General features: G+C 38.4%; 20 protein-coding genes. All 20 read right to left on the reverse strand.

Going from position 1 to position 25,084, the window contains the following annotated elements; genetic code table 11:
* Window positions 1-269: 269 nt before the first annotated feature.
* Entirely contained in the window at window positions 270-1,595 is a 1,326-nt protein-coding gene (locus ACFPRA_RS03565) for a hypothetical protein (protein ID WP_381430873.1), read from the reverse strand.
* 421 nt (window positions 1,596-2,016) lie between these two features.
* Window positions 2,017-2,799, reverse strand: coding sequence for an SDR family NAD(P)-dependent oxidoreductase (locus ACFPRA_RS03570; RefSeq protein ID WP_381430876.1), 783 nt, complete (start codon window positions 2,797-2,799; stop codon window positions 2,017-2,019).
* Between the two features lie 254 nt (window positions 2,800-3,053).
* Window positions 3,054-3,842 carry an ABC transporter permease gene (locus tag ACFPRA_RS03575; RefSeq protein ID WP_381430919.1) on the reverse strand — a complete coding sequence of 263 codons (789 nt, stop codon included), beginning with the start codon at window positions 3,840-3,842 and terminating at the stop codon, window positions 3,054-3,056.
* Entirely contained in the window at window positions 3,842-4,777 is a 936-nt protein-coding gene (locus ACFPRA_RS03580) for an ABC transporter permease (protein ID WP_381430878.1), read from the reverse strand. Before ACFPRA_RS03580 ends, ACFPRA_RS03575 begins: the two co-directional genes overlap by 1 nt.
* Window positions 4,741-5,841 (reverse strand): ABC transporter ATP-binding protein, encoded by a 1,101-nt coding sequence (locus tag ACFPRA_RS03585; protein ID WP_381430880.1) that lies wholly within the window; start codon window positions 5,839-5,841, stop codon window positions 4,741-4,743. The genes ACFPRA_RS03580 and ACFPRA_RS03585 overlap by 37 nt, the downstream gene beginning before the upstream one ends.
* 24 nt (window positions 5,842-5,865) lie before the next feature.
* On the reverse strand, window positions 5,866-6,960 hold the full coding sequence (locus ACFPRA_RS03590) for an ABC transporter substrate-binding protein (RefSeq protein WP_381430882.1): 1,095 nt from the start codon (window positions 6,958-6,960) through the stop codon (window positions 5,866-5,868).
* A 334-nt stretch (window positions 6,961-7,294) separates the two neighbouring features.
* Window positions 7,295-8,671: a sigma-54-dependent transcriptional regulator gene (locus ACFPRA_RS03595; protein WP_381430884.1), complete on the reverse strand. Its 1,377-nt coding sequence runs from the start codon at window positions 8,669-8,671 to the stop codon at window positions 7,295-7,297.
* On the reverse strand, window positions 8,646-10,712 hold the full coding sequence (locus ACFPRA_RS03600; RefSeq protein WP_381430886.1) for a transporter substrate-binding domain-containing protein: 2,067 nt from the start codon (window positions 10,710-10,712) through the stop codon (window positions 8,646-8,648). The genes ACFPRA_RS03595 and ACFPRA_RS03600 overlap by 26 nt, the downstream gene beginning before the upstream one ends.
* Before the next feature lie 682 nt (window positions 10,713-11,394).
* Window positions 11,395-11,637 carry a hypothetical protein gene (locus tag ACFPRA_RS03605; protein WP_381430888.1) on the reverse strand — a complete coding sequence of 81 codons (243 nt, stop codon included), beginning with the start codon at window positions 11,635-11,637 and terminating at the stop codon, window positions 11,395-11,397.
* Window positions 11,638-11,894: 257 nt separating this feature from the next.
* On the reverse strand, window positions 11,895-12,038 hold the full coding sequence (locus ACFPRA_RS03610) for a hypothetical protein (RefSeq protein ID WP_381430889.1): 144 nt from the start codon (window positions 12,036-12,038) through the stop codon (window positions 11,895-11,897).
* Between the two features lie 173 nt (window positions 12,039-12,211).
* The gene (locus ACFPRA_RS03615) at window positions 12,212-12,580 is read right to left on the reverse strand and encodes a hypothetical protein (protein WP_381430890.1); all 369 of its coding nucleotides are present in this window, start codon (window positions 12,578-12,580) and stop codon (window positions 12,212-12,214) included.
* Between the two features lie 294 nt (window positions 12,581-12,874).
* Window positions 12,875-13,108: a hypothetical protein gene (locus ACFPRA_RS03620; RefSeq protein WP_381430892.1), complete on the reverse strand. Its 234-nt coding sequence runs from the start codon at window positions 13,106-13,108 to the stop codon at window positions 12,875-12,877.
* A gap of 158 nt (window positions 13,109-13,266) precedes the next feature.
* Window positions 13,267-14,136: a MurR/RpiR family transcriptional regulator gene (locus tag ACFPRA_RS03625; protein WP_381430894.1), complete on the reverse strand. Its 870-nt coding sequence runs from the start codon at window positions 14,134-14,136 to the stop codon at window positions 13,267-13,269.
* Window positions 14,137-14,281: 145 nt separating this feature from the next.
* Entirely contained in the window at window positions 14,282-15,184 is a 903-nt protein-coding gene (locus ACFPRA_RS03630; protein ID WP_381430896.1) for a DMT family transporter, read from the reverse strand.
* A gap of 195 nt (window positions 15,185-15,379) precedes the next feature.
* Window positions 15,380-16,804, reverse strand: a complete 1,425-nt coding sequence (locus ACFPRA_RS03635) for an MFS transporter (RefSeq protein ID WP_381430899.1) — start codon at window positions 16,802-16,804, stop codon at window positions 15,380-15,382.
* Between the two features lie 446 nt (window positions 16,805-17,250).
* Entirely contained in the window at window positions 17,251-18,642 is a 1,392-nt protein-coding gene (locus ACFPRA_RS03640) for a flavin monoamine oxidase family protein (protein ID WP_381430901.1), read from the reverse strand.
* A 30-nt stretch (window positions 18,643-18,672) separates the two neighbouring features.
* Window positions 18,673-19,578, reverse strand: coding sequence for a 4-hydroxy-tetrahydrodipicolinate synthase (gene dapA / locus ACFPRA_RS03645; protein ID WP_381430903.1), 906 nt, complete (start codon window positions 19,576-19,578; stop codon window positions 18,673-18,675).
* A 54-nt stretch (window positions 19,579-19,632) separates the two neighbouring features.
* Window positions 19,633-21,123, reverse strand: coding sequence for an aldehyde dehydrogenase family protein (locus ACFPRA_RS03650; RefSeq protein ID WP_381430905.1), 1,491 nt, complete (start codon window positions 21,121-21,123; stop codon window positions 19,633-19,635).
* A gap of 873 nt (window positions 21,124-21,996) precedes the next feature.
* Window positions 21,997-23,481 (reverse strand): sodium:solute symporter family protein, encoded by a 1,485-nt coding sequence (locus tag ACFPRA_RS03655; protein WP_381430907.1) that lies wholly within the window; start codon window positions 23,479-23,481, stop codon window positions 21,997-21,999.
* Window positions 23,482-23,583: 102 nt separating this feature from the next.
* Window positions 23,584-25,059 (reverse strand): aldehyde dehydrogenase family protein, encoded by a 1,476-nt coding sequence (locus tag ACFPRA_RS03660; protein WP_381430921.1) that lies wholly within the window; start codon window positions 25,057-25,059, stop codon window positions 23,584-23,586.
* Window positions 25,060-25,084 lie beyond the last annotated feature (25 nt).

Below are 25,084 nucleotides of genomic sequence, written 5' to 3' on the forward strand. Positions count from 1 at the left end.
TTTTTTATTTTTTGGAAACCGTTACATCCATAAGGTAAAGTATCAACCCTTAATTGATTCCCAATATTATTTATAATTAGATTATAGGGAATATTCAATCCCTTGTATAATACCTTTCTCTAATAAGATCATAAGCACGACTTATACCCAGCAATTTTTGATGATCATTAGAAATAAAACCTGTCACGACGCTCTATCCCTAAGCAAGCACTTAATAGAACAATTAAAAAGACAGATACACACTCGTATCTGCCCTTGTAACATAGTGATTACAATTCAATTCCGTGCCATTTTTTCAAATGCTCTGCATGTGTTGATAAATAAGCGTTTTCTCCAAATAACTTATCGTAATAATCCAAATCAAGATGGTGTGATTGTAGATACATTAATGAATATACGGAAGGTATAGTTGCCGGGAATTTACCAAACGTTTCATAGATATATTCTGCTTGTATGGTCATCAGTTCTATAAACTCCTCGTCGTGAACTTGTGCACTCCCCCTCACTTTTTCTGTATCTTTCCAAACACCTTTTGTTTTATTATGAAAAGGTCCTCCTACGCCAAACTTGCGTTCCACTAATGCTTCAACCGCATCACGCATCGTAGGGAAATGCGGCGGCGTAAATGAAGTGAATACCCCTTCGAGCCCAGTCGGATTCGGCATTGCCCAACGTTCATCCGTATCATAGCGAAAACCTAATCCCGGAACTTTCGGATCGCCACTTGCCCCCAAAATGGTGAGTCGATCAATCCCATCAAACATCCAACCACCCAAGCCGATCGCTTGTTGTAAAAGCATACCTGAATATGTGGCTGTTGCTAATTCGGCAGACAGTTCAGCAAGAGAATATTGATCAAGGAAACTCAGTGGAACCGGATTATTCAGATCAACTAGGTGACTATACTTCTCCACTCCCGGGATTTGACGGTTATGAATATCGTCATAAATTACAAGTCCATTTTGAATATAGAAAGCTAAGTTTAATAGTGTATGCTGTGCTAAGTCTCCGACTGGAAAAGCTAAAAAAGTGCCTGGTTTGTTGGCGACCCAAGAGTTATGGCCTTCCATATATGGTTCGTAATTCGGTAAATGAATGCGTTCATCAGAAATTTTTTCAATTCGTTTTTGGTGGGCTAGTAAAAGTTCTTTTGTAGATAATTTTCCGTCATCATTTCGTTGAGTTTCCGGAGCATAATCGCGTGTACGGAAGATGTATGTCCCAGTATCATCCGTAAAAAATACTTCTGAAGTATGAAATCCAGCAGCTGATGGATGAGTTCTTCCTGACGCAGATCCTGAATAATTGGATAAATTAGGCTTATAACGATCATGTCTTGTAATGGAATGATGCCATCCAGTCACCCCACTGATCCCTAGTAAAACGAGCAATTTTTCCAAATTGTTCAGAGGTATTGGGTCATGCTTAGATTTGTAAGCAAGCGGGCCATCAGGAACTTCTGCGCCAAGAAAAAAGCGTCGTGACCGTCGTCCAAATAGAGCATCTAAAAGTGGAAATTCCGAAAGTTCCTTTAATAAGTCCTCATTTAAATCTTCCTCTGAAATACCTAATCCAATTGTTTTTGTTTTGGACATAGACCTTCCTCCAGTCATTTTTAAGTCTCAACGACAAAATTCAAAATAATCAATCTCGTCGAACCGATTTAATAACTAGACTATGGAAGTTAGAATGGTTTGTCAATCTTTAAAATGAATTTTCAGAAAAAACACACTTAAAACCTTTTAAATCCGACTGGATCTTTGTTGACATTACATTGATATCTGATTGAATAATACAGGTTGCTTTTATGTAGAATAATAATTCATTAGGTTTACAGCAATCTTGCAACGAAAAACGTCTGCCTAACTTTCTTGCAAATGAATGAATATACAAAAGCTAAACAAAGCATCTCAAATAAAGATGCTTTTGATCAACTTATTTAAGTAGCATTTTTTTGTATGAAAGACATTCCCACAAGACTAAGGCTTTATAGATTATTCTCAGTAAAGGTAATTTTTATAGAACGCCCGACCTTCCTCCATCAATATTAATCGCAGTACCCGTTACATAAGAGGCAGCGCTTGAAACTAAAAATGTAATTACTTTAGCGGCCTCATCCGCATTTCCTATTCTTCCCATAGGGATTTGGTGACGTGCATCTTTTCCGTATAGTTCCCATGAAAGTTCTGGCGCTTCATTTTTCCACCTTTTTAAAATTTGATCACTTCTAATTAACCCGATGCATACTGTATTTACCCGTATATTGTCAGCCCCCAGATCTTTGCTCATTGCTTTTGTAAGTGCCATTCCTGCTGCTCGGCTAACGGTTGTAGGCATTGATGAAGCAGGGGGGGTTTTGGCAATAGCTGCCGTCACATTTACGATGGCCCCCTCACCGACTTTATTCATATATGGAATTGCATATCGAGAACAATGGATGGCACCAAATAATTTCAAATCGAGATCGGACTGCCAAAGACCGGTATCCACTTTTTCAAATGAATTTGCTGAAGAAGTACCAGCATTATTGACAACGATATCCAAACGTCCAAAATGCTTAGCCGTCTGTGTTACTACTCGCTTGCAATCCGCCTCATTACTCACATCAGCAATAAGATATAAAGCTTCAGCACCTGTTTTTTCAAAAATATATGCTGCAGCAGTCTTCAGATGTTCTTCATTTCTTGCACAAATCGAGACTTTCGCTCCTTCGTATGCTAATTGCAGGGCGGTTTCCAAGCCAATACCTTTGCTTCCTCCTGTTATTAGTGCGACTTTCCCTTTCAATCCAAGATCCATTGTATATTAACACTCCTTCCAATTTTTCTTAGGTTGGGCTATAAGCATGTTCATTCCTCTCGACTTATCGTCCATTCCTTCTATCCTAATAAATAGTATTGATTTCAATAATTTATGTAAAAAAACCTTGGTTGGTTAAAGGACAGTGATGTATGTGAAAATAGATTGTAGAGTCAACTAGAAATTCACTCACTGTCCTTGTACAATGACTTTATTTTTCCAAAACAACGGAATCCTCTTGTTAATTAAAATGATTAACCCCCAAACGCTTTTCCCACTCCTTGTAATTTTTCAAGTATAAGTATCAAAATAACTGAAATGAAAATTACCAAACTCGAAACAGATGCTATCAACGGATCATACGCGTCCTGCATATGTGAAAAAATCTCCAAAGGCAGCGTTCGCATAGTAGATGAAACCATGAATAGTGAGACAGTTACATTATCAAATGATGTCAGGAAAGCAAACAGCCCTCCCGAGATAATAGCTGGGCGTATTAATGGAAGTGTCACCTTCCAAAAAACGACTACTGGACTTGCGCCAAGAATAGCCCCCGCTCTTTCAAGATTATAATCGAATCCGCTAAGACCGGTTAGTACAAGTCGGATAACATAAGGAATACAAATGATTATATGAGCAATCAAAAACCCGGTCGGTGTTCCAGCAAGCATCATCGGTGTAAAATAAATTAGTAGCGCTATGCCGAGCACAAGCTGCGGTACACTCAAAGGGGCTGTCAAAAAAGCTGTTATATAGGCTTTTCCTGGTATTTCATATTTAGCAATGGCAAGTGCAGCTAATGTACCGAATATAACTGAAAATAAAGCAGCCAGCAGGGCAAATTTCGCGCTATTTCCAAGGGCTTCTATAAATTCAGGGCGCTCCAATATCTTGGTATACCACTTCAAGGAAAATCCCTGTGCCGGAAAGCTTGGATAGTTTGCACTTGTGAAGGAAGCAGGAATAACAACTAGAAGTGGAACCAAAATATAGATAATACTGATCACTGCGACTGTTAGGCGTAGTCGTCCAAGACTTTTCATCATCGGAATACCTCCTTATATTTGCCTACCTCAAAGGCGCGTGTAAAGACGAATACCGAAATGAGTGTAGTTGCTAGTAGGACATATGAAACAGCGGAACCGAAAGTCCAACGCAACAGACTGTTAATTTGATCGTATGCAACTACTGGCATAACCGGTATATTTGCCCCTCCCATTAAGGCTGGTGTAACGTATGCACTCATTGAAAGGCTAAACACAAGTACGCAACCTGCAACGATGCCAGGGAGACTGAGTGGTAGCGTAATTGAAAAGAAGCTGCGAAGTGGACTGCTCCCAAGAATAGCTGCCGCCTTCTCCAAATCAGGATCCACACTATATAAACTAGTAGCAATTGTCAGTACCATAAAAGGTAAATATGCGTTTGATAGACCGATAACAACTCCCAGTTCAGAAAATAGAAGCTTAAGTGGAGCCTCGATAATCCCAAGTGAAATTAGGAAATTATTGATGGTGCCATTCGGTAACAATAGGAGATACCAACCAAAATTACGAACAACAATACTTACTAAAAGTGGTGAAGCGACAAGCAAAGCTATATACCCCCGAACTCGCGGCGAACTTCTTGCCATCGTTAGCGCAACCGGATAAGCAAGAAGAAGTGAAACGATCACTGTATACAAACTTATCCTCATTGTTAACCATAATGAGGACAAATAGTAACTATCTGTAAAGAAGTGAACATAGTTTTGGAAGCTGTACGCTGCATTGGCTCCGCCTAAATCATCTGTTTCAATAAAACTTAAATACAAAATATAGAGCATCGGTACAACGAAAAAACTGACAAGAAACAATAAAATCGGAAGTAGGAGAAGAAGACCAGGATTTCTCCATTTACTTTTTTTATTTTTACCGCGTTTTGAGGCTTCTGTATGTTGAGTCATTTCTTGACTAGCATCATGTCTGATGGATCCCATCCGATATGCACCTCTTTTCCATGCTCCCAAGAAGAGTCAAAAGTATGCGTCAATATCTGGTATGATTTCTCGTACATTGTTACATCTACCTCCCATGACGTACCGAGATAGTTCAATTGAGATATTTTTGCTTTGTGAAGATTTGATGATTTTTGCGAAGCAGTCGCCTCTGAAAAAATCTGTATCTTCTCAGGTCGAATATAGAGCATGACAATATCTCCAGGCTGACAGGAGTCATCTTCACCCATCATATTATCTGCATCTACTCGCATTATGTCGTTATTAACCTTTACAATGATTTCTCGATTTTCCACTGCTATGACAGTACCTTCAAAACTATTCGATTTACCGATAAATCGAAATACAAATTCCGAACTTGGATGGTCATAAATTGTAGTCGGATTGCTAACTTGTTCTATTCTCCCTTGATTCATTACAACAATTCGGTCAGATAGGGAGAGGGCTTCTTCCTGATCATGTGTAACGAAAATGGTTGTAACCCCAATCTCTTTCTGCAGCCGCTTAATTTCCGCACCTAATTCGTGGCGTAGCTTCGCATCAAGATTGGATAATGGTTCGTCAAGTAAAAGTAACTTTGGCTCTACAACGAGGGCACGGGCTATAGCTACACGTTGTCGTTGTCCGCCGGAAAGCTCCCTAGGGTAACGATCTTCTAACCCGGACATTCTTACGAGTTCAAGAATTCTGGTAATACGCTTGTCCTTTTCTGATTTCTCTACCTTTCGCAACTTCAGACCAAAATCAAGATTTTCACGTACAGTCATATGGGGGAAAAGAGAATAGGTTTGGAACACCATCCCTAAATCCCTCTTATACGGCGGTACTTTTGTCACTTTCTTACCTTTAATATATACGTCACCCTCATCGGCCTCGAGAAATCCGGCAATAAGGTTTAACGTTGTTGATTTTCCACAACCAGATGGTCCAAGCAGGGTAAGTAATTCTCCCTGCTTTACCTCTAGGTCAATCCCGTTGAGCACGACATTGGAACCGAACTGTTTAAAAGCACCTTTTATTTCCACATCATTCTTTAAAGCTTGCATCGTTTTGGACCCCTTTCTTATTAATCATTTTAGTAGTTTCCCAAGCTCAGGAGTAATCTCTTTAGCCCATTTATCAGTCCACTCACCTCGGATTTCCGAAAACTTGGCGAAATCAGGCTTAAAGGTTTTATCCGTTTCTTTAAGTTCTATGACAGATTTATATTTTTCTGGAATGGTCATACCGTTAACGACTGGATAAAATGCATTTTCCGAAATAAGCTCTTGCGCTTCTTCACTAACTAAATAGTTTATGAAATCAAGCGCTTCTTTTTGATGAGGGGCATTTTTCACAAGTGCAGCACTGAATGCTTGTAGTGGTACTCCCTCTTTTGGAACAACCATTTTAATCGGTACGCCTGAAGTTGCCAACTCTGCAATCGCGTAACTTCCCATTACAGTAACATCAGCAGCGCCTTGTTGAATGGCCGGAATCATCTGAGTTGAATTTTTATAGAATGTAGCGGAATAGCCCGCAAGCTCTTTTGCTTTTTCTAGGCCGGCCTCCATATTGTCAGTACTACCGCCATTTGCAATGGCTAAAGCATTAAGAGTATTAAAGCCCCAATCGTTCGTGATATCAGAAAAAGCTGTTCTACCTTTATATTCCGGACTCGCTAAGTCATTCCATGATTCAATCGGTTTAATCCCGTTCTTTTCGAAACTATCAATATTGTAAGCAGGAGCTATTACAAGGCCGAACACTGGAGCAGCTGCCTGTTCAACAGCAATAAAACGCGGATCAACCTCTTTCATATTAGTGACGACAGTTTCGTCAATGACTTCAGTTAGATCTTTGTCTTTGGCCCGCTGGACATCGACCGGAACAAAGAAAGCGATATCAATTTGTGGAGAGTTTTTCTGCAATTCTACTTTGGATAAGATTTCACCTGATAAACCGGCTATGTAATTTATTTGAATGCCGGTTTCTTCTTTATATTTAGGGGCAATGACATCCCGTATTGTTTTCTCAATCACCCCTCCATTTCCTGCAACTATTATTTCTTTAGCTCCTCCATCAGAGGCCCCCCCTGATTCACCTGGCTTTTGTGGAGTTGGATTCCCACAACCGGAAAGTAGAGCAAGTAAAACAACAATAAAAATACTGATCGTTTTTTTCATCATAATAAACCTCCATGTTTTCTTTGATATCTAATGGGTACTCTTTTTTTGCTTTTCTTTCTGTTTGGTTCACTAAGTTGTGTTAGGGATATAGCATGATGAATACACCTTCTGTCGAATAAATATGGAATCTATTAAGGCATGACAAGCAATATAGCCTTGATCATAAATATTCACTTTTTATGCACCTCCTTATTCTATTTATATTGCAATTACCGTACCAATCTTCAAAATCATTAAAATACACAGATATCCGTGTGTCCAAAAGAAAAACCGGCAAATTTTTCCTTGAACAGGAAAAGTTTGCCGGCATATAATTCTACATTCTTCTGTGCTACTCTTTTATTTCATACTCTTTAATTTTATTGCGGAGACCACGTTCTGAAATTTGCAGGGCCTTGGCAGTATCTTGTCGATTCCATCCATAATAATCAAGAGTTGCCCCAATCATCTTTTTTTCAATTTCCTTCATTGAAATACCCACTGGAATATGAATGCCTTCTTTCCTTTCAATGTTTACAGAAGTTGAAAAAACTACTTGTTGTTCCAGTATATACATTGGTAAATCCATATCTAAAATCTTGTCATCTTCGGATAACGCAACTGCATATTCAATAATATTTTCTAATTCCCGTACATTGCCGGGATAATTATATTCGAGTAGAAGTCGGTAGGCATCTGTTGAAAAATGTTTATTTTCCCTTTTCATTTCTAAACAATATTTTTCTAAGAAATAATCTATCAAAAGGGGTAAATCTTCTTTTCTTTCCCTTAGAGGAGGAACTGGAAGCGGGATGACATTTAGTCTAAAATATAAATCCTCGCGAAAAGTCCCCTCGCTCACCATCTGTTCCAATTTTTTATTGGTGGCGCAAATAATCCGCACATCTAACGGAATTTTCGTATTGGAACCCAATGGCGTAATTTCACGCTCTTGTAAAACGCGTAATAATTTTGCTTGAAGCGCATAAGGCATCTCACTTACTTCATCTAGGAATAGTGTGCCTCCGTTAGCTGCTACCCATTTACCAAGTTTTCGCTGCGTTGCTCCGGTAAAAGCTCCTTTTTCGTAGCCAAATAACTCTGATTCAAGTAATGCTTCGGGAATGGCAGCACAATTTACAACTTCAAACGGTTCACTTTTCCGTTTCCCACCATCATGTATATGCCGAACTACTAGCTCTTTTCCTGTGCCACTTTCACCAATTACAAGTACATTTGAATCAATGTTTTTAATGCGCTCAATCAACGAAAAAACACGATACATTTCCTTACTCTTACCAATAAAGTTTTTATAACCAATCCTCTGCTCCAGTTCTTCAGTAAGCGTTTCAACTCGGGATGATAGCCCCTTAAATTCAAGTGCTTTCAATAGAAGTAACTGGAGTTCCTCAATATTTATTGGCTTTTCAATATAATAATAGGCTCCCTGCTTAATAGCTTTTATAGAAGTTTCAATAGATGAATATGCAGTCATCATTATAACCGTAATAGAGGGATCTTTTTTCTTAATTTCTTGAAGGATGTCCAGCCCACTGTAATTTCCCAAGTTGAGATCAAGTAAAACTAGATCGATATTTCCCTTTTCAATGATGTTAATGCCTTCCTGTGGATGATTAGTCATTGTAATTCGATAGTCATCTTCAAGAGCAAAACTTAGAGAAACGCAAATAGCAGGTTCGTCATCAATTATCAATATATGAGATTTCATTTTTTGTCCCCTCCGTTTCGAACAATGGTAATAATACTGTAAATATCGTGCCTTGATTGGGTTGACTATGCACTTGAATATCACCGTTATTTTCTTTAACTAACTTGTAGGATACGGATAAACCTAATCCAATTCCTTTTTCCTTATTTGTATAAAAAGGTTCAAATACTCTATTAATACTTTCTTTTCTTATCCCTTTCCCTGTATCGGATATTGTAATTTTCCCTGTATTCCCCGTTTCTTTTTCTATAGTAACCGTAATTTTTTTCTCTTCTGTCTCCTCAACGGCGTCAATGGCATTTAATATTAAGTTTAAGAGGACCTGACGTATTTGCTGTGGATCAATATAAAAAACCAGATTTTTCTCAACATATTGCTCAAGGACAATTTGTTTCTTCTCTATAGTAATTTGAAGAAAAGAGAGCAAAGAAGTAAGTTCGTCTACAGTATTGTATCTTTGCTTTTTAGGTGGGCGCGGACGTGAATAGTCAAGTAAATCCGTTACAATTTTATTCAACCTGCTCACCTCGGCAGGCAAATGTTCAATAATCGATTCTCGAAATTTAGGCTGATTATATTTTTTCGGGAGCAAATCAATAAAAGTTTTAATCGACGTCAAAGGATTACGAATTTCATGTGCAACCCCGGCGACAAGTTGTCCAAGTGCATGCATTTTCTCCTGTGAGTTAAGTTTATGCTCGAGCTTCTTCTTCTCTGTTTCGTCATTCATAGACAGCAAATAACCTGTCTGCTTTTCTTGAGAATCAAACATTTGAATGACGCGATAGGATATTAACTTTTGCCGTGTGCCCTCGTTAATTTCCAAAGTATCTGGGATAGTTGGATTTTCTCTCCGTTCAGTCCCAACTTTATATTGGTGAAATAGCTGGTTAAGTAGAGGGGAACCTTGAAGGTTGTCAGCTTGATGAACTGATAGACCAAGCACGTCCAACGCCTTAGCATTAAAGCTTGTTATCTTAAAGTTAAGGCCATATGTAACAATACCTGTATCGATATTATTCAATACTTGCTCTTTAAAGGCATTATTATCAGCAACTACTTGTCGTTGTTTTTGCAGATGCATATTTAAATTCATAAGTTTCTGCGTCTGGGTATTCACTTCTTTTTTTAGCCGTTGATTCCATTTGTAGATGAACAAAATGACAAGTGCACCTGCCATTACCACAAGACTTAGCAGAAAGATGAAATGCTTTAGTTGAGTGATCTGAGCGTCGGATTGTGGCATTAACCATCTATGAATTGTTGAATTAATTTCCCCTTTCGCCTTCAAAGTATCAAGTGTATTATTCATCATTAGCAACAACGCTTCGTCGCCTTTTTTCACTGCAATTGTATAATCAGCTGGTTCTATCACTTCTTCAAGGATCACGATTTTTTTTTCCTGTTGGGAATCTTTTAAATAAAAAGCCGCGGTCCATTTATTCCCGACAAATACATCCGCATGACCATTAAGCAAGGTTTCGAGACCATCATATTGCTTTGTTATAATTGTTAGATTTGAATTTCGCATATTGAGCAACATGTTGTGGACTGGCGTGCGTTCTTCCAATACCACACGCTGATCACGAATATCAGTAATTGATCGGATAATGCCTTCTTTCTCTTTTGGTATGATGAGGGAATTAGACATTGTAAAGTATGAATCCGAAAAATCAAACCACTCATCATTTCCTGTACTATAAGTCATGCCGGCAATCGCATCAATCGTTCCATTTTTCAAAGCTTTTTCAGCTTCCCTTATGCTCATTGGGATATAGGTAAATGTTAGGCCATTATCGCTAGCTATTTTCTTCATAATATCTATACTGATACCATTTAGTGTTCCATCCTCATCTATGTATGAAAAAGGCGGTAAATCTCGGTCTCCTGCAATGTTATATGTTTTTTCCATTGCAAATGAGGTAGAGGTACTTAAAATAAAAATCCCCAGAAAAAAAGGGAGGAGGAAATATGCAAAAAATATTTTGCCCATTGATAGTTTGATCTTACCCACTTCCTTTAAACAATCATATCGGCTCATTGCGGCATACAGCATTGGCGCTTTACTTTATAAATGCTTTCTTCTTTTGAGCCTATTAAGCAATTTGACACCATTTTTTTCGAGTTACCAATTAAACCCACGAGATTATCAACTATTCAAAATATATTTAGTTAATGGCTAAGTTGAATAGTCTTAAATCATAATCCTTGCATATCCAAAAATTTCCCCTTAAAACAAAAATTCGATGTTAAGAAAATATTCTGAAGTAATAAAAACACAAAATAAAAAGTTCTTCATAATGGTTCGCACAGGTAGTTCCTGTCCAAATCCAATAAAAAAGAACTGTGTAATGATAAGGATACACTAAAAATTTCATTTGGTAAATGGGATAGATTCAATATTTTCTAAAAATCAGAAAAACCGTTAATTTACAGAAAGTCCATTTATAACCGACCATTTTTAATATCAATTTATACAACCTAATATTCGATTGCTACCGCTATACCAATCAGTAAATAACAGTCAATTTTTATAATCTTCGACATGCTCACAGTTGAGTTCCAACTTTTGGTCATGAACGACCGCATGATAGCGGTGCTGCTTTCAAAAAACCTTCAAAACTCGAAAAACAACCGCGTCACCTGACTTTCCCTTCTTTCTTTGTTTATAAAAAAGAACGTCTCTATGGACGCTCCACTGTTACTCACTTAAATGTATGCAGTTATTTATTCGTTATATAGTCCATACCTTTCGGTGTAATTGCCAAGACTAAATTATCCGACCCTTGTCCACTATCCACGGCATATTCATTTTCAATAAGATGTTCAATAGCTGCTTTACTAGTTACGTCGGCATTCAGCATAGCTTTAGGTAAAGTGTAGCTTCCTCCGTTATTAGCGAAGTGATAGTCGTAAAGGCTTTGTAACAGCATATCCGATAGCTTATTTACTTTTTCATTCATCATTGATAATACCCCTCCTTCTTTTTCTATTCTACAAAAGAGAAGGGATTCCTCCAATTACTTCGCTTTACCCTTCTCCGGCAATTTTTAAAATTTCACGCGCACCTGCTTTTACCAAGAGAGCAATGAAACATCTTACTACCAATTGTACCCCTGTTTCAACTTCCGCAACCGAAAATAAAAAGAACGCCCAAGTGGACGTTGTTCTGAACTGTGTAATATAGTTAAACAAATCTTTTGAGACACGTTATCCTACATTGTCACGTGCCTATATCATTCTCCCCACTGTCTTGCAACAATGGATCCTGCACTTCCCTGTCATTACTATCTCGGTCATTGTCTTTTCCGCAAGCGCCTAACAGTAATAATACCGCCAATGGTAAAGCTAAATATTTTCCTTTCATTTGAGAAACCTCCAATGAATGATATTCCTAACAGTATTATTATCTCTCAAGCATAGGAATTTATTCATTGTTGTAATTTTATCCAGCGTGGAAATAACTTAGAAACAATCCGAATTTATGAGAACAGAACCTCTAGAATTAATACACCTGAATGATTTAAAATGAGAAAATTATTAGCTTACCTGAATTGCATTCATTCCCTCTAACAAAATTTTGGCGTCTGTATTCAAGTAATATTTAATATCTTCCCTCATTAGTAAATTTGTGTTATTTTCGACTGATCGTTTCAAACTTCTTATGTCGAACCTAGTAGCATACGTATTTATTATGTTAATTGCATGCAATTCCTGGCGACCTAAAGGTTCAGCCTCTCCTTCAGATTTGCTTAAGAGAAAATCTAACAACTCCCTCGCATTTCTTCGAAGCTTATGTCTGTTAGCCGATAATTCCTCTATATTCCCCTCGATATACTTTCTAGCCGAAATTAAGTCCATATTATCTACACTTTGATGGATCTTATTTAATAATTCTTGAAACTCCATTCCACTATCTCCTTAGACCTATTAATCACACTATACTATTATACGACAAAAAGAACCAGTTTCAATAGTCGATAAGGATTTTAGAACTAAATAAAAAGAAACACCCAGATGGGCGTTCCTCTAATAATCCCTTAACATATGCAATTATTTATTCTTTATATAATCCATGCCTTGTAATGTGATTGCTAAAACCAGATTCCCCGCCCCTTGCCTGCTCTCCATGGCATAGCCTGTTTCAATAAGATATTTTTACTATTAACTTCGGCATTCAGCTTAGTATAGCTACCTCCGTTATCAGAGGCAACTATTTTCCCCAGAATACTCTCTTAAATGCTCTATAGCTAACGCCACTGCACTTTCCTCTGTCTCTATCAACGATAGTCCTTTTTTTATAGGATTCCAATATTCATATCCATCTTCTTCCACCCACAAATAAGCTACTGTTGAAAAAAAACCATCCTTGCGTTTGATAATTTGTACCTTATATTGATTACTCCGGGACCATATTTCTTTTATTACTTGTTCCATTGATTCACCAACTTTTCTAGTACTAACAGGTGTAGCATGGCATCGTGTGTAAAGTCATAAAAAACTCCTCCTTATCGATTGCGCTTTGGCGAACTTAGATTGCCTTCCATGCATTATTTTTTGGCAGTAATAAATGTTTTTCATTATGCTTATTAGAATTAATAAGTAAATGTAATGTTCTTTTCCGCAAGTGTTTGTTCAAGCCTTTTCAACTTCTCAATCGATTGTTCAGCTGTCCGTTTACCGATCTCAATGACCAATGCATCTATCAATGCCATAATCGGTATGACTGAAAATTGTTCTTTACTAACTTCCACTTTTAACGTTACAGTCGCATATGAAATAATTGGACATGAGATATGGTCGGTTATCAATAGAATACGATTGCCTAATTCATGAGCTAACTTAACAGCTTCAATGATTCGAACAGTGTAGGGTTCAAATGCAAAAACTACTAACGTTTCATCCTTTTCTAATTGCAAAATCCTGTCATACATCACTTCCGTGTCATGGCTAAGTTGCCTGATCTTAGGATAAAATTCTCCAAGCAACTGCTCAAAATATAATGCAGTTGCTTTATACGGTCGAGTCCCCAAAACATTGATATAACTGGATTTTAAAAGGCAATCAATTGCATTATCGAAGCTTTCTACTAAAGTAGCGTCTAATGATTTGTTTAACAGGTTAACCGATTCTTTCCAAACCTGTACTAATGTTGGAACCTTTCCTTCTTCATTTCGTATTTCTGTAAAAGATTTCTTCAATGCCCATTTTGAGACGGAAGGAACCGATTCATCGTAAAGATCTTTTCGCAAGTTATTAAAATTTTCATATCCTAAAGCATCTAGCGTACGCATGACAGTTGAAATGCCAACTTTGGCGTTATCGGCAAGTTCTTTAACAGTTATCAAGCCGATCGACTGATAATTTTTCAGGATATAGTCGCATAACTGTCTTTGTTTTTTGGGTAAAGAATCTTTGATCGTAACGATTTTATGAATAGTTGTTGTTTCATTAGATAAACTCATTTAAATCCCCTTCTCACCTTCAAGATATAGATAATCCCACAGAATTAATCTATCTTAGGTCCATTATATCTTATATTTAAGAACATTGCGGATTCAAAATCAATGTTCTCAAATGATGTATGTTCGTGTGAAAGGATTAATTTGTTCATCTAATCGGCTTATTTTCAGACCGTCCGCCCGCAACAAGAATCGCGGAATACAAAACCAACGCGATTCCCAACACCTGCCACGCTAGCAGATGTTCCCCCAAAAAAAGTACGCCAGTCACTACTGCAACGATAGGTTCTATTGTTGCTAGAATGGAAGCCTTACTAGCTTCTAAATATTTTAATCCAGAAGTGTACAACACAAAAGCTGCAACCGTAGAAACTAACGCTAACAATACCGCTGCTATCCAAACGTCTACATATTGAAATTGATCAGTCTTTCTGATAATTTCACTTGTTAATAACATGAAAATACTCGTATAAAGGAATGTGTATGTAGTAATTGTCAATGCAGAATACCGTTTCGTTACAGGTTTACTAAAAATACTGTACAATGCATAACAAAATCCGGATAAGATCCCTATTAACAAAGTTTTCATAGGTATACCTTCTTGGCCGAGTGGCAGTAGACCGACAACAAATGCACATCCTGCAATCGCAAGAGCAAGTGCCCAGCCTTTACGAATAGTCAACGGTTCTTTAAAAAAGAGCCTGGACAGAATTGTTACAAACAAAGGACCTGTATATAAAAGCGTTACTGCAAGGGATATACTCGATTGAGAAAAAACTTCAAAGTAAAAAAAATTAAAGAAAGCGATACTAATAATTCCCGCACCCGCGAAGAAAATATGATCTTTTAATCTGGTACGCAACTGAGCACGATAAAATACAGCCATTATTATAATTAAGATTGTAAAGGTAAAAATGGCTCGAACGGCGACCACGTCCCAAGCCGTGAACCCCCGTTCATATAATGGAGCAATAAATAAACCAATTAGTCCCCAACATGCCGCGCCAGCAATTGTCATGATATAAACTTTGAAACTCGACAGTTTCCCCATATCATTCACTTCCCTATTCAGTTATACGCCAAATCCATTCGTCAAAACTTTATGATTTTATTTATTTTTCGAGACAATTACGATTAAAGCAAAACGACATTTTTGTTTTTATTGTTTTGCGTCATAACTAGTCCTACAAAATGAAAGTCACCTATCCGATGAGCCGGTAGATGACTAGTCGATGGTACAAGTCGATTATTTTTCTCTTAATCTCGATTCTGCTGCGCTAAAAGTCCCCCCTATACCATTAGCAGTTTTGTTCGATACAAAGCTACCTTGCTTTAAAGGTCCGGATTTGTTGATGGAACTGGATTGTGCTAAGCTCATATTCTTAGTTTCCGGAGCCATGAAAAGAGAAATTAAAAATCCTAGGAAAAGCAAACCTCCACAAATATACAGCGTAGCTGCCAAACCAAAATTCCCCAAAAAGAACGGAAAGACAAACGTTCCAATCGCAGAAGCGAAACGAGTCACTCCTGTGATAAAACCCATTGCTGTACCGCGAATATGAGTTGGAAAGAGTTCATTCGGATAGATCCATTGATGGGCTCCCATCGCCGTATTAAACGTCCCATAGACTATAAAGAGCAATAGGATTAGACCAAATGGTGTATTCAATCCAGAGGTTGCTCCAAGTACGATTAAAGCGATTCCCGATATTAAAAATGGCAAGATGAGCGTAGGTCTCCTTCCATATTTTTCAACTAAATAAAGAGCAGGAAGTAAACCGATAAGATAGACTATATTAATGATTGCTGATCCAAGATATTCTCTTGAACCATCAGCAAAACCAAATTGTGCAAGGATTTCAGGGATATAGGTTCCTATACCAAATGTAGGTATGACTGAAAGCGACCAGAAAGCCGACACAAAAAATATCCATTTTCCATATCCATTTCTGAACATATCCAAAAAGGTGGTTTTCTTCTGTGTCTTTGCTTCGTTCGACATGATGACATGTTCCCCGAATATTTTCTGAACAAGAGCGTTTGCTTCTTTTTCTTTTCCTTTGCTAGCCAGCCAAAGCGGAGATTCCGGCATATTTAAACGTGCCAAAAGCATGATGGCTACTGGGACCGCACTGCTTGCAAGCATCCATCTCCAGCTCGTATCACCTAACGAGAGCAACAAGTAACCGACCAAAAAGGAACTGGCGTAACCGACATACCAAAATCCATTAAGTCCTCCAAGTAAAGAACCTCGATTTTTTTTCGGTGAAAATTCTGCCATCAACGCTCCCGCAATTGGGTAATCTGCCCCTATTGCAATCCCTAAAATAAATCGTAAAAGTACCAACTGACTAGGATCATTAACATAAAACTGAAGAATGGACACAATAAGCATGACAAGCATATCGATGAGAAACATCGTTTTCCGGCCAATAGTGTCTGTGAGATAGCCGCCTATTATTCCACCTACAAACATACCCGCTAGAGTTGCCATCCCTATTAGCCCCGTCATGGTCACAGACAAATCAAACTGGGTATGCATGACAGAAAGTGCTACCGCAATAATCCCGATAATATACCCATCGATGAATGTACTTCCACTGGCGTAGGCAAATATTTTATAATGGAATCTACTTATGGGCAGATCTTCCATCGTCCGAACCTTATTCATAAACCTCTCCTCCAATTATTAAATTAATTTTTCAATTTAGCTTCTCGGTAAGCGTTTACATTAATTGAGGTTATAGTCTTTTTCCATACGACATCTGCCAGCCTACAGGAGATGGTACTGGCAACCGTTGCCGATCGAATAGCGAATGGTTCGATGGGCAACGGTTGCCTTATCCTATTCATTTAGCGGGAGTTCTCTGTAGCTGCCGCTACGAATTTAGTACAAAAACATTTGCTGAATAAAGAGGAAACCATGCTTAATCAATTACGCCTCGGCGTAATTGCGTTCAGATTTTGAATTGCGCTTGCTCAATTAACTCCTTTCAAAATCTGTGACATCCGCCAGAGGCTTAACTTGAATCAGCAGGGAGTTTGGACTCCCCTTTAGAAATGCATTCTGGCATTCATCTCACCACTTATGGAAGTGGGGACTTCTGCTGAATCAAGTTAACTAGATATCAAAACCTCGATTTTCCGCTCTTTTTTGGACTCAACAAATTCAAATTCTAGCAGGCTATTAATACCTTGTGCTGCAGTAAATCCTGTTTGAATGGCTGTTTCAGTATAAAGCGTGCCTAAATAATCGCCTGCTAAAAACAACCGTCCCGCAGATTTCGTTAGAATGGGCTGTATTTTTTCACGACCTGGGAAAATATAAGCGGATCCTAGTGGAAACTTTTTAACTTGAGCCTCCACTACATGATCGCTAAAACCAGGAAATATTTCATTTAAATCTTTCAAATAGTATTGAGTTATTTCCTCATCTGTGTTATCAAGTAGTCGGCGCCCACTTTCCCCTGGTGAAAATGTCATCATACTACTGCCTGGTTGCCTCTTCGTTTCCATTGAACGGACTAGATTAGATTGATGAAGAATAATGTCAAATGACCTTTTTGGCGTAGCAAAAGCATAGACATCATCCCAAACTTGAGGCTCTGTTTCATTTGTTAAAAATGCTGCACTGACATGTGGACCATAGGTAACTTGACCAAGTGCGTCCGCGATTTCTGGGTCAATGTTTACCGCTATTTTTTTGGTAATCGGGGCAGGCGTTGCAAGGACCGCATAACGCGCTTCCTCCACTTGCTCCACGCCATCTTGCATATAGCGTACGACAACAGAGTCTTCTTTCTGAAGAACCTCTAACACTTGTGCATTGAGTTGAACTCGTTCGCCTAATGTTGTTGCAATCGTGTTCGTCAGTGTCGAAGGGCCCCCAACAATATTTCTCGATAGCCCTTCACTCTTGTCCCAAATCAAGTTGAAATAGCCCACTCCAGATCCAGCTGTCATTGTCTCCGGACTGCCAGTCGAACGGCTGACGGTTGGTCTAAAAATCGCATCTGCGTCTGGCGGTAATTTCCCCGTAAATTCGGCAAACGTTCGATCACTCATAAATTCTAACACTCGTTGTTGTTGAACTCGGTAGTCTTCTGCCGGACGTTTTTTTGCTATTTTGCTATACTTGACGACAGCTGCACGCACTTTAGCACCTGCGCGTATCATCGCAAATCTAGACTTCCAAGACATCGGGACTCTAAATGGATATAATTCAACTCGTCCCCCTAACAGCAACTTACCATTCAGATGCATGGCGGATAAAATTCCAGGTACAGGTAATGCAGTTGTTCCAACCGATTGAAATAATTCATCTGTAGCTGAACCAGCTCCAGCATAGAGATGTCCTCCCCAATTTAACCAATAATCTCCCCGACGTTCCGATCGTACACGACCGCCCACACGATTATCGGATTCTAACAGTAAAATATCATGGTGTTTTAGGCGCCAAGCAGCAGACAAACCAGCCAGTCCGCCGCCTATTATAATGACATCTTTCATTCGATTTCCTCCCATCCCTTGTGCATTTACTTAGTTGAGTTGTTTCAATCTTAGTTCCCCTAATTCACTTAAGACTGCTTTAATCTTTAATTTGTAATTGTCAGAAGCAGGCACGAGTGGTAATCTACTTGGTCCCCCTGGTAATCCTAGTGCTTCCAAGCCAGCCTTCACTGTTCCCGGAATCGTTTCTTCTTCAATGACATTATATAAAGCCATCAGTTCCTGATTTAATGTGGTCGCTTCTTTTAAGTTGTTTTCATTGACGATTAAATCATATAGTTTCGCCAGTTTTTTCGGAGCCAAGTTGTGGACCACTCCAATAGCCCCTTGTCCCCCTAGTGCTAATGTAGGTAGAATTAGATGTTCAAATCCTGTCAATACCGCGAAGTTTGGATTATCTTTTGTCAATGCAATCAGTTTAGAAGTGTGCTGTCCGTCTGCCGTATTTTTAATACCGACAATGCCCTCTATTTGACTAATTTCATAAATCAATTCCGGATCAAGTTCAACGCCTGTCGCGTCTGGATAATGATAGATAACGATTCCAATGCTCGTGCTTTCGGCTACCGCCTTGTAATGATCAATAATTCCTTGTTTACTTGTTGTCATATAATAAGGATTAATGACCAAAGCAGAAGTCGCGCCCACTTCAGCCGCATATTGCGTCAAGTTGATTGTATTTTCTGTACGATGACATCCTGTTCCTGCCATAACCGGTACTCTACCGTTTGCTGTTTCACACACAAATTTAACGACTTCTTTTCGTTCTTCCATGCTCATTAGGGAGTACTCTCCAGTACTTCCTCCCACTAAAAGACCGTGCATGCCCCCGTCTATCAGGTGTTCGATCAATTGCTCAAGCCCCTTAAAGTCAATGCTTTTATCCTCATTCAAAGGTGTTGGTAAAGCCGGAATCATTCCAAATGGTTTATACATAGTTATCCCCCTCATAATTGTTGGTGAATGTATGGTAAATCTACATTTTCCAATCTATTTTCGTTTAATATTCACATAAACACTTTTTACTTCTGTGTAATTCTCCAAGCCATATTCTCCACCCATTTCGCGTCCAATACCCGATTGTTTATATCCGCCGAACGGCATCGTCTCCCACTCAAGACCAACGTCGTTAATCCAAACCGTTCCCGCTTGTAGTTTACGAGTAATATAATGACCCGTTTTTATATTCTCTGTCCAAACACTAGCAGCTAATCCATACTCGCTATCATTGGCTCTCCTAATGACTTCTTCAACCGTATCAAAAACCAAAACCGACATGACTGGGCCAAAGATTTCTTCACGTGCGATGGTCATATCATCTTCTACATCTGCAAAAATTGTTGGTTGCACAAAATAACCTTTATCAAATGTTTTTTCGTTTGTTACAAGCCGCGCGCCTTCTTTTTTCCCTTGCTCAATGTAGCGAAGAACTGCTTGTTGCTGTTTCGCTGAGACAAGGGGGCCCATCTCTGTTTCCGGATCCAAACCTGGTCCTAGTTTCAACTTGTTCACACGTTCTGCCAATGCTTGTACCACTCGTTCATAATGTTTGCGGTGAACATAGATTCGTGTACATGCGCTACAGTTTTGTCCATGGTTGTACATCGTGCCGTTAAATGCCCCTTCAATTGCCTCTTCTAAATTGGCATCTTCTAGGATGATTGCAGGTGATTTACCACCAAGTTCGAGCGTGACACCCTTGATTTGATCTGCCGCTTTCTTCATGACTTCTTTTCCGACAGCTGTTGACCCTGTAAATGACACTTTGTCCACATACTTATGCGTGACAATTGCATCTCCAACTACACGACCAGCACCAGGTGTGATGTTAACTACACCGTCTGGAAAGCCAGCTTCTTTAAATAATTTTGCTATATAGAGTAGCGTAAGCGGTGTTTCACTTGCTGGTTTAATAACAACTGTACAACCGACTGCTAGGGCAGATCCTAGCTTCCAAGCAGCCATCAATAGAGGAAAATTCCATGGAATAATTTGTCCTACAACCCCAACAGGTTCATGCGTCGTGTAACATACATATTCCGGGGATACTTGTGTCGTTTTTCCTTGTATTTTCGTTGCGAAACCCGAATAATATCTGAAATGTTGGATGGATCCATCAATATCATCTGTTAAAGCGACATGATAGGGCTTACCATTATCAAGGCTCTCGAGTTGCGCAAGCTCTTCACGGTTTTCCTCCAAAAGATCAGCAAACTTATAAAGAAGACGTGAACGTGTAGCCGCTTCCATTTCTGACCATTCACCTTCGTCAAACGCTTTTCTTGCAGCTTGAACGGCAATATCGATATCTTCCGTTTGCGCTTCGCTCACTTGTGCAATGACTTCTTCAGTAGCAGGGTTAATGACATCGAATGTTTTTCCACTAAGCGCTGGTACGTATTCCCCGTTAATATAAAGACCAATACAATCTTTCAAGAACTTTTCCACTTTCGGTTTTAATCTAAAATCAGTAGCCTCCATTTTATTTATCGCCCCTTTTCAACCTTTGATATTTTTCGTATTTTAAATAATAAACAGTTTTATTTTTCAAACTATTTATTGTATTGAATATTAGCAGATAAATGAATGGTTGTAAACCACATTTTTTAAAAGGGAATAAAACATTTCATTTATCCAATATTCTTAATACGAAATATCCAAGAAATAAGAGAATTTCAAGCGAAACGGAAGAACTACTCTTTAAACCGGGTGCCCTGCTTTCCTCCGCATGTGTTAATTGCTATGTCTAAGAAGATAACTGTGCATAAAATTATATCTTGAAATCAATTCAACCAGTTTCTTGGCAGTAAAAAAAACACCTAAAACATTGGATTCAACAACGTTTAAGGTGTATGCTTTGAGCGTTTACTAATAAAAATCTTTAAGCGAGGTAGTTTCGTTTGATTTACAACTTGCATGGAACCTAACCGGGAGTGGATATCTTTATTGTAATTTCTTTTAAATAGAAAATTCCTATGCCCTTTACAAAGAAGAAATAGGTCTAAATAATCGATGTTCAATATTGATTTCTTTCTAAATGACCGTTGTAAGTGTGTAATAAAGTATTGATTTGAATCTATCAACTTAAGTTAATAAGTAAATAGGCTATTGTCCATTAACAAATATAGAAAATCTTCATAAACTATTTAGCCATAAATGTTTTATAAAAATTATCAAATAGCTCCCATTATTGTTTATAATATTTCTATTTTAGTGTTTACACTTGGATAAAAAAAGAAAACCGCCGCTCAGCAGTTTTCTTTCCGAAATGGGCGTCTTATTAAAGTAAACATAGTCATTTCAAACAATCGTCGCAATTTTAGTTTTTCACCACGATTTTACGCTGAACAACCACTATTCAACGATATTTAGTTGTACCTCTCCTACAATCTTTTCTTTACTTTCTATTATCTCGAAAAACTCTTCATTATTCGATTTATACCTTGAATCATTTGTTGTAGCAAGTGTAACTACAACTCCAGCAATTGCCGATAATACCACACCGATTGGACTGATGAAGTGCATTGGAAAACCAAGTATAATACCTAGGGTACAATAGATTAACCCTACGGCCATCGTTGATATTGCACCAACGCTATTATATTTCTTCCAATACAAAGACATTAAGATCGGTATTGCTACCATTCCCGTAAACGTAGATAGAAATAGAAGTGAATGTTGGATATTTCCTATAAACATAATGCCTAAGGCTAATGTCGAAACGGCAATTAAAAGTAGGAAAAGTCTTGAAATACCTATCTTATATTTATCACTTTTATTTTTTGCCCAATATCGACTCACTATATCATTTACCGCAATTGATACTGCTGAATTCCAGACCGCAATCATTGTACTAATTCCTACCATTAGAAGAGTCACAAGTAGAAAGCCTTGGATAAACGGATTCGCATATTCGTTAATCAAAAGAGGAAGAGCCTGCTCTGGATAAGCTAGATTTGGGAATACGACTTTTGAAAGCATAGTGGCAACTACGACGATTCCGTAAAGAGCTACAATGAAGAATGTGTTTAGCAGCATTGCTTTATAAGCTACACTTTCATTCTTAGCAGAGAAAATCCGCTGACCATACCAAGGTGCAGCAATATAAAGGAAGGTAATTTGTAGTCCCCAAGTCATTGCTGTTGCAAAGTTTACATCTGTATCCCACACAGGAGCCATAGAGAGTAACTTAGGTTCAAAAACTTGTGATAAGTTACCAAAACCTCCAGCTGCATTATAACCAATAAGTAAAATTGCCGGTATGCCTATTAGAATGAGCACAAAAGCAACAATATCAATTCCAATTGCAGTCATAAGTCCACCTGTCACACTCAGCAATAAACAAATTATGACAAGAGCTACAGAAAAAATTATAGGATTCACACCTAATAGTACGCTTCCAATTACAGTAAGACCAGCCAAATAGGAAGCTGGCGCTAACCAAGTATAAAACAAAGTAATTGTCGCACTTAGAAAACGAATAACTTCGCTCCCTTTTTCATTCTTAAAACGCTTATCGAAATACTGCGGTATGGTCGAAATATTCAGTCTCCTGTACTTCTTAGATACAGTAAAAGCGTATACTAGAAATACTACGATGAAAATTAAAGAAGTATACCACAACCCAACCGTTCCAAATAGAAAAGCCACCGAAGCCCCCCCTATTAACGTAGCCGTGTTAAATTCTGCTGCTACTAATGTTCCGGTAAGTGCAAAAAGCCCCGTGTTCCTGCCTGCTAGATTATAATCTTGATAGCTTTTCATTTTCCTTAGAGTACCGAAAGAGACCATTATGAGGACACCCAATAATAAGAAAACCATTATATATTTTACAACCATTACGCTCACCCCTATTAATCCCTATAATTTTGTAAAACAAAAGCTAGTAAAAAGAAATTTTACTAGCTTTTAGGACTGTAGTTACAAGTTTTTTATTAATTTTTAATCCAAACTAACCCATATACTTTTGACTTCGGTGTAATTCTCTAATGCATATGATCCCATTTCTCTACCAAAACCTGAATTTTTAAATCCGCCGAAAGGAGATGCCGGGTCAGTAGCATTGTAGCAGTTAATCCAAACAGAGCCAGATTTCAGCTTATTTGCAATATTATGTGCTTTCGTAATATTTTCTGTCCAAATTCCCGCTCCTAGCCCAAATGCAGAATCATTGGCACGCTCGACTGCCTCACGATCAGTATCATATTTCGAGATGACTAATACCGGCCCGAAAATTTCTTCTCTAGAAACTCGCATATCGTCTTCGACATCTGCAAAAATTGTTGGTTCTACAAAACATCCTTGCTCTGAAGCCCCTCCACCACAAACGAGCTTAGCCCCTTCCGACTTTCCAACTTCAATATAGTTCATTACACGATCCTTTTGTTCTTGCGAAACAAGTGATCCCATCGTAATACCAGATTGCAATCCACTTCCAAGCTTTACTTCTTTCGTAAGATTAACTAGTTTTTCCACAAACTCATCATAAATGCTTGAATGCACATAGGCTCTTGATCCAGCACTACATACTTCGCCTTGATTGTACATAATTCCAGCAAATACACCTTTTGCAGCCTTTTCTACATTGGCATCTTCTAAAATAATGTTCGGTGATTTTCCGCCAAGTTCAAGAGTAACGCGCTTCATCGTATTGGCTGCTTCCTTCATAATAATCTTTCCTACTTCTGTAGAACCTGTGAATGCAATTTTATTAACCAATGGATGCTTTACAAGAGCAGTTCCTGTCGTTTCACCATGACCATTTACAATGTTTATTACACCTTTAGGAAATCCAGCTTCCTGAACTAATTTCGCCAAGTAAAGTGCGGACAATGGCGTCTGCTCTGCCGGTTTTAAGATTACTGTGCAACCCGTGGCAAGAGCAGGTGCGAGTTTCCAAGCAGCCATCATGAAAGGAAAATTCCAAGGGATAATTTGGCCAACAACACCGACAGGTTCATGGCGAGTATAATTCAAGTAATTACCGTTAACCGGTATGTGTTGACCAACCAACTTACTTGCCCATCCACTGAAGTATTTAAATTGTCCGACGGCATTTGGTAAATCGTTTTCCAAGACTTCTGAAACTGGTTTACCATTATCCAAACTATCAATTTCTGCAATATATTGTTGATGTTCTTCAATAAGGTTAGCCAGTTTATAAAGTAGGTCGCCACGTTCAAGTGGTGTCATCGCTGACCATGGACCATTTTCAAACGCTTCTCTTGCTGCATGAACAGCATTTTCTATGTCTTCATCTGAAGCCTCATGAACTTCTGTCAACACTTCATTATTTGCAGGATTCAGTGTTGGAAATGTTTTGTTATTCGAAGACGAAACAAATTCCCCATCGATAAATAGCTTTTTTTCTTCTTTCAGAAAATCCGATACGACTTTAGAAATTTGTATTGTTTGCATTGAATTCAAGTGAATCTCCCCTTTT

Source organism: Sporosarcina soli (genome assembly GCF_042655805.1).
Lineage (GTDB): Bacteria > Bacillota > Bacilli > Bacillales_A > Planococcaceae > Sporosarcina > Sporosarcina soli.